8 protein-coding genes and 1 pseudogene are annotated in these 5,859 nt (G+C 42.3%); 5 read left to right on the top strand and 4 right to left on the bottom strand.

The features are described 5' to 3' along the window. Positions 1 to 336: 336 nt before the first annotated feature. Positions 337 to 1,374 carry a protelomerase family protein gene (locus ACE1AT_RS07390; RefSeq protein ID WP_374866816.1) on the bottom strand — a complete coding sequence of 346 codons (1,038 nt, stop codon included), beginning with the start codon at positions 1,372 to 1,374 and terminating at the stop codon, positions 337 to 339. Positions 1,375 to 1,616: 242 nt separating this feature from the next. Between ACE1AT_RS07390 and ACE1AT_RS07385 the strand changes: the two genes are divergently transcribed. The 3 genes from ACE1AT_RS07385 to ACE1AT_RS07375 are packed head-to-tail and all read left to right on the top strand — an operon-like array spanning position 1,617 to position 2,593. Further along, on the top strand, positions 1,617 to 1,883 hold the full coding sequence (locus tag ACE1AT_RS07385; RefSeq protein ID WP_374866814.1) for an AbrB/MazE/SpoVT family DNA-binding domain-containing protein: 267 nt from the start codon (positions 1,617 to 1,619) through the stop codon (positions 1,881 to 1,883). Beyond that, the gene (locus ACE1AT_RS07380; RefSeq protein ID WP_374866812.1) at positions 1,880 to 2,260 is read left to right on the top strand and encodes a type II toxin-antitoxin system VapC family toxin; all 381 of its coding nucleotides are present in this window, start codon (positions 1,880 to 1,882) and stop codon (positions 2,258 to 2,260) included. The genes ACE1AT_RS07385 and ACE1AT_RS07380 overlap by 4 nt, the downstream gene beginning before the upstream one ends. A 42-nt stretch (positions 2,261 to 2,302) precedes the next feature. Continuing rightward, positions 2,303 to 2,593, top strand: a complete 291-nt coding sequence (locus ACE1AT_RS07375) for a hypothetical protein (RefSeq protein ID WP_374866810.1) — start codon at positions 2,303 to 2,305, stop codon at positions 2,591 to 2,593. On the opposite strand, the gene ACE1AT_RS07370 is transcribed toward ACE1AT_RS07375, so the two are convergent. After that, positions 2,585 to 2,944 (bottom strand): four helix bundle protein, encoded by a 360-nt coding sequence (locus ACE1AT_RS07370; protein ID WP_374866820.1) that lies wholly within the window; start codon positions 2,942 to 2,944, stop codon positions 2,585 to 2,587. The genes ACE1AT_RS07375 and ACE1AT_RS07370 overlap by 9 nt on opposite strands. A gap of 122 nt (positions 2,945 to 3,066) precedes the next feature. Between ACE1AT_RS07370 and ACE1AT_RS07365 the strand changes: the two genes are divergently transcribed. Beyond that, entirely contained in the window at positions 3,067 to 3,261 is a 195-nt protein-coding gene (locus ACE1AT_RS07365) for a hypothetical protein (RefSeq protein WP_374866808.1), read from the top strand. A gap of 52 nt (positions 3,262 to 3,313) precedes the next feature. Then, positions 3,314 to 4,774 carry an ATP-binding protein gene (locus ACE1AT_RS07360; RefSeq protein ID WP_374866818.1) on the top strand — a complete coding sequence of 487 codons (1,461 nt, stop codon included), beginning with the start codon at positions 3,314 to 3,316 and terminating at the stop codon, positions 4,772 to 4,774. 79 nt (positions 4,775 to 4,853) lie between these two features. Here the strand turns inward: ACE1AT_RS07360 and ACE1AT_RS07355 are convergent, their stop codons facing one another. After that, complete coding sequence (locus ACE1AT_RS07355; RefSeq protein ID WP_374866806.1) at positions 4,854 to 5,594, bottom strand: IS4 family transposase; 741 nt, start codon at positions 5,592 to 5,594, stop codon at positions 4,854 to 4,856. Positions 5,595 to 5,678: 84 nt separating this feature from the next. Continuing rightward, positions 5,679 to 5,859: pseudogene (locus tag ACE1AT_RS07350) on the bottom strand (hypothetical protein); the annotation flags it as partial.

The following is a 5,859-nucleotide window of genomic DNA, read 5'->3' as shown; positions in this document are numbered from 1 at the left end:
TGCTGCCATTTTTTTTAGTTAGCGATCGCCTGATAATACTTGAGCGAAAAAATTTATAAACTCTTACTATTTGAATTGCCAAAAACTGAAATTAAAATAACCCTTGATTATACCACAAAATATTTATGCAAGAGTTCTAGTAATGTTCTCTAATTTGGTCAACTACTGCAACGGCTAATTTTTGGATTTTTGACTCGTCTAGAACACCTTGCAGCTTTTTGACTAATTCTTGTCCAACCTGATCCCACTTAGACATAATTCAAATAACCATTTCACTCGCTATCCCTATACTAACCGTCTCAACATACAGTTTCAAGAGGTTTTGTACGTGGATTTTTAAATCCGGGTTATGCTTCCAGGCTTGATTTCATAGCGTTTGTAAGCGTTGATTGTGTTTTCATCGTCATCCCCTAGTATTTTCTTTGCAAAATCTATGAAATCGTAGGGATCGACATTGCCATCATTAACAATTGCTGCTCTTAGATACGCAGCCCGAAATTTATGATATGTTCTTTCCCCTTCTGGGAATATATCCCAATCCTTACAAGCTTGGTTGAGAGTCTTAGAAAATCGTCTGTTTACTCGTTCGGGATCTTCAGTTTTAGAAAATCGTTTTCCTTTTTCATCTAACCACTCTAAACCCAAACAAATTAATTCGGCAGGCACTAACGTTGGAATGCTAAAAACAGCATCCCTTAAGGCTACTTTTTTCTCACCTACTCTAACTTTACGTTCTTTACCTTTAAGTTGTCCTGTAAACTTAATTGTGTAATCTCCTACAAAGCCGAACTTTGCTGATAAATGAATCTCTGCCATACGTCTTCCTGTTACTAGAGCTAATGCACACGAGACATCTAGCCAGTTAGCATCATCTTCTCTATTTTTGATGCAGCTTAGTACGTTGTAGGCAAACAACAGAGAACTGCTTAGGTCAATTTCTACTCTATTGCTTGGCAGCCTACGTTCTTCTACTGTTTCTCGATAGCGTAAGTTTTGACGCTCTTTATAACTGGCAAATTGGTAGCTTAGTGCCTCACCAAAATGAGTAATGATTGTATTGACTGGATTGATTAAAGCATGATCTAATAGTTCGCTCTTGGCTGTTCGTTTTAGAGCTTTTTTTAGTGCTGTAATTTGCTTTAAGGCTGTGCCGTATTCTTTGTGTGATTCTGGGCGCGAGTCTGGGTAATTGATTTTTAATCGTCGTGCTTCTTGTGCTGCCAGCTTCTCCCACCCTGCTAAGTCCCCTACTCCTTTTTTACGTTGTTTTAGTTTGTACGGTGCTAGAGCCTCAAATTGAGGCAGCAGCCATTTTACCCGCTCATCTATGTAACTATTCTCTAATTCCTCTTGTGACTTTAGCTGTCTTGACATCTACACTTTTCCTTGATTCCTTCTAACTGAAATTATTTTCCTTTAGATAGTATCCAAGGAATTTTCTCTTGTCAATACATATCCTCTTGTATAGTGATATCGACTCCTGTTGTTAGGGATCTTTGACCTAACTATTCTTTGAAGCGATCGCGCTCACATTTGTTCGTGGGGTTAATCGACAAAAATGCCATATACTAGAAATATGTGCCACATTTATTTTTTTGTGGCACTTGCGAGGACGTATGGATAAATTGTCTAAATCGGTAGAGGTGCATTTGGGTAGCCAAGGTAGGTTGGTGATTCCGATCGCATTGCGGCAGTTACTGGGTTTTGAGGAGGGAGATACACTAGTTGCTCGCTCAGAAGCAGGACGATTGGTGTTGGAAAAGCAAGCAATGGTAAAGCAACGGCTGAAGGCTCGGTTTGCACAGCTGCCGAATGATCGCAGTTTGGTGGATGAATTAATCGCCCAACGGCGTGAAGCGGCGAAAAGGGAAGTGGTTGAATGACAGTTGTTTTGGATGCTTCGGCGTTGTTGGCTTATTTGAAGGATGAACCAGGGGGCGATGCAGTGGATAGGGTGTTGGCGGAGTCGGTTATGTCTAGTGTCAACTGGGCGGAGGTCGTCCAGAAATCGATTGCAGCAGGAGTTGAGGTCGATGGGATGCTGGACGATTTGCAGTCCCTTGGTTTGATGGTGGAGCCGTTTACGCCGGATGATGGGGAAATAACCGGACAATTGTGGGCGCAAACACGGCAAGTAGGGTTGTCTTTGGGCGATCGCGCTTGTCTGAGTCTAGGACTGCGATTGGAAGTTCCCGTTTTGACCAGTGACCGCGCTTGGGCGATCCTCAATTTGTCTTTGGATGTGCAGGTGATTAGGTAATGGGTTCACTCCTGATTGGCTTGTTCTAAATACAAGCAGGGCATGACCCAAGGCGCACCAGATGCCATTCAAGTGGCAGACCGATTTCATCTACTCAAAAATGTCACCGAGGTACTTCAGCAAGTTTTAGAGATGCAAGGAAAAGTACTTAGACTGGCTCACTCACCTCCAGACTTAACAGACCTCAACCGTTTAGAAGACGTAGAGGAGTGCTGGCATCAATTTGCTTTCTCGACGATTCTTAGACGCTATCTAAACAAGCATTTCAATACTTGTTTCGGCTGTATTTTTATACAGTCGAGTGGAAGCAACCATATACTAACTTTACTGTAATGATGGTTTAAGCTTATTTAAGGTTGAAACCATAATACTTTGCATTTCTTCAACTTCATTCATCAAGGGAATAAATAAATCTTTATCTGCTAGACCAACTTCCTTAGCAATGATTAATTCAGTATCTAATTCTCGTAGCGACCCTAATGCAATATGAAGAAATTGGATATATTCATTCTTGTACTGCCTTCCATAACCTTCCGCTATATTTGCTGCGGCAGATACTGCATCTCGGCGAATCTGAGATGTCAATCCATAAAGCTCTGATTTTGGAAAATTTTGAGTCAGATGATAGCAATTAATCGCTAGTTGTACAGCTCGTTTCCAAATAAATTGATTTTTGTAACTCATAAGTTTGAAGTCAGAAGTTTGAAGTATTGACATGATATCATTCCTTCTTCCTTCTTCCTTCCTCCTGCCTTCTGCCTTCTGCCCTCAGCATAGATGCCTTACCCCAACCAGGATCACCAAAAGTGGGAAAGAACCTAAATTTGCGACAAATTGCTTGGAATTCTGAAACTATGCCGTACTACACCCCAGAAACCTTTACTCCACAAGGATTAGGGCTGATTGTCTGGACGACAAATAACCCCGGATTGACGACATTTATCTCCGTACTCGACACCAGTTATTTGTTTTCCTTTTTTTGTTTAAGTCCCGAAACTTAAAAAAACCTCTTTCAAGCTAAACTTGATGCAGCCCGTTGTGTCTAATATCGTTATGTCTCGTTGGTTTAATACCGCAGGTCCCTGTCAGGCTGACATTCACTATATGCTACCACCCACGGTGAGGTTGCCGAATTTGTCACGCTTGATAGAACAACGCAATTATTTTGTAATTCACGCACCACGCCAAACAGGTAAAACCACCGCAATGCTAGCGTTGGCACAACAGTTGACTCTAAGCGGACGCTACACAGCAGTGATGGTATCTGCGGAAGTAGGCGCACCATTTAGCGATGACCCTGGAGCGGCGGAACTAGCAATTCTTGGAGCCTGGCATGATGCAGCAATTGATAGCTTACCCAAACAACTACAACCACCGACTTGGCCAAATGCGGAAGCAGGACAAAGGATTCAAGCGAGTCTGAGAGCTTGGTCACAATCATCGCCACGACCATTAGTGCTGTTTATAGATGAAATAGACTCGCTACAGGATGAAGCACTAATTTCAGTTTTGCGACAATTACGTGATGGTTATCGTGCTCGTCCGAACAACTTTCCCTTCAGCATCGGATTAATTGGGTTACGAGATGTGCGGGATTATAAAGTAGCTTCTGGGGGTAGTGACAGGTTAAACACAGCAAGTCCGTTTAACATCAAAGTACGCTCCCTAACCTTGAGAGATTTTAACGCCACTGAAGTAGAACAACTATACCGACAACATACCGAAGATACAGGACAAATATTTACCACTTCAGCAGTAAAGACAGCATTTGATTTAACTCAGGGACAACCTTGGTTGGTAAACGCTTTGGCTAAAGAGGTAGTTGAGGAGATGGTAACGGATACAAGTGTAGCCATTACAGTAGAGCACATTCAACAAGCCAAAGAAATTCTCATTAAAAGGCAAGATACTCATCTTGATTCTCTTGCAGAAAGACTGCGAGACAAGCGAGTCAAAGCAATTATAGAACCGATACTTGCAGGACAAACATTAGGAGATACTCCATCCGATGATCGACAATATTTGCTTGATTTGGGACTGTTGCGACGCGACCCAGCCGGGGGGCTAACGATAGCCAATCCAATATACCGAGAGGTAGTTCCCCGTGTATTGGCACAAGGAACTCAAGATAGCTTACCCCGCATCAGTCCGAGTTGGCTAACCTCATCAGGAGAGTTAGATACTGATGCCTTATTGCAGGCATTTTTGGCATTCTGGCGACAACATGGAGAACCATTACTTGGTAGCGCCGCTTACCATGAAATCGCACCGCACTTAGTATTGATGGCATTTTTGCATCGGGTAGTTAACGGAGGTGGAACCCTAGAGCGGGAATATGCTATTGGGCGCGATCGCATGGATTTGTGTTTAAGATATGGGAATGTGACATTGGGAATTGAATTAAAAGCTTGGCGCAATAAAAGAGGAGACCCAACCGAATCGGGAATTGAGCAGTTAGATTCTTACTTAGCAAGGTTAGGGTTAAATTTTGGTTGGTTGATTATTTTTGATTGAATGGCACTAAGATAAGCTGAATCGCTTATCGTTCAAGCAGTTTGCAACAGACTGCTTCCTTCATGTCTGGGTTGCTTCATTAGAGGATAAGACTTGGGGCGACGTTTACGAACTCGTGGCTCACTTCACAATCAATATTTTTAATCAGAACTAAGTCAGCATAAGCACAAAAAGCTCTATCCCCTAAAAGCACATCTCCCTTGTTAAGAAACTTATATAATTTTCTCGCAAGCTTGAGATCATGAGTGTTAAAAACATCGATAACCAAAGCAACAGCAGCACCTGTAGCAAGGCTAAACACTACACCAATTTTGGCAATTGGGAACCCACAACCGACTTTTTGACTACTAGGCTGAGGGTAAGATTTTTGGTTTTCAATTGTATCAGGCATTGACACACTTGACCCATCTATTACCTTCACATGACGACCACACCACAAATCTTCTGGCATGACTTTGGATTGTAATTTTTGTGCGATAGTACCAAAAAGTTTTTCTAATAGTTTTTCAGGTAATCTAGACCTTGCCTGACAGTAAGCGCTGGTATCAGTTGAAGGTATTTCTACACATTCGCCCGCTAAATAACCAATTACCCTACTCACTGCATTGTGGCAACTTTTATCAACGTCTAAAACCTGAGATAGAAATGCCCATAGAGTCACAAAGGGGTCAAATAAGCGACGACGATGTTTAATTTTTAACTCGTCAATAGATTCCTGAATTACTTGCTCTGGTAATACCTCTCGAAAAGGTAATCCAAGACTTTGCGTAAATTTCTGCTTGAGAATTTTTACACGATTCGGCACATTATAAGTAGACATTTTTAACAGCCTCGCTGTGTTCCAACTTAGTTTGGCTGGACATAGGAGGCTTTTTCTACAGGGATATTATCGTTAAGTTTTTTACTAGTACCTCTGGAAGCGATCGCTTATCTTAGTGCCATTCTCCCGTGTCCATTGTGCTACTGCTGCCGCAAAGGCTTCATGCAGCGCCTCTTCAGCCAGATCGAAGTCGCCCAGCAGTCGAATCAGAGTGGCGAAGACCCGACGTGACTCAGTGCGGTAGAGACGGTCTACCAATTCACTT

Source organism: Pelatocladus sp. BLCC-F211, assembly GCF_041928655.1.
Classification (GTDB): Bacteria; Cyanobacteriota; Cyanobacteriia; order Cyanobacteriales; family Nostocaceae; genus Pelatocladus.
This window is presented reverse-complemented; position numbering and strand designations above follow the sequence as displayed.

Excerpts from the sequence above, each read along its gene's own strand:
- ACE1AT_RS07355 (WP_374866806.1), bottom strand. The coding sequence starts at position 5,594 with ATGTCTACTTATAATGTGCCGAATCGTGTAAAAATTCTCAAGCAGAAA.
- ACE1AT_RS07385 (WP_374866814.1), top strand. The coding sequence starts at position 1,617 with ATGGATAAATTGTCTAAATCGGTAGAGGTGCATTTGGGTAGCCAAGGT.
- ACE1AT_RS07390 (WP_374866816.1), bottom strand. The coding sequence starts at position 1,374 with ATGTCAAGACAGCTAAAGTCACAAGAGGAATTAGAGAATAGTTACATA.
- ACE1AT_RS07360 (WP_374866818.1), top strand. The coding sequence starts at position 3,314 with ATGTCTCGTTGGTTTAATACCGCAGGTCCCTGTCAGGCTGACATTCAC.
- ACE1AT_RS07375 (WP_374866810.1), top strand. The coding sequence starts at position 2,303 with ATGACCCAAGGCGCACCAGATGCCATTCAAGTGGCAGACCGATTTCAT.
- ACE1AT_RS07370 (WP_374866820.1), bottom strand. The coding sequence starts at position 2,944 with ATGAGTTACAAAAATCAATTTATTTGGAAACGAGCTGTACAACTAGCG.
- ACE1AT_RS07380 (WP_374866812.1), top strand. The coding sequence starts at position 1,880 with ATGACAGTTGTTTTGGATGCTTCGGCGTTGTTGGCTTATTTGAAGGAT.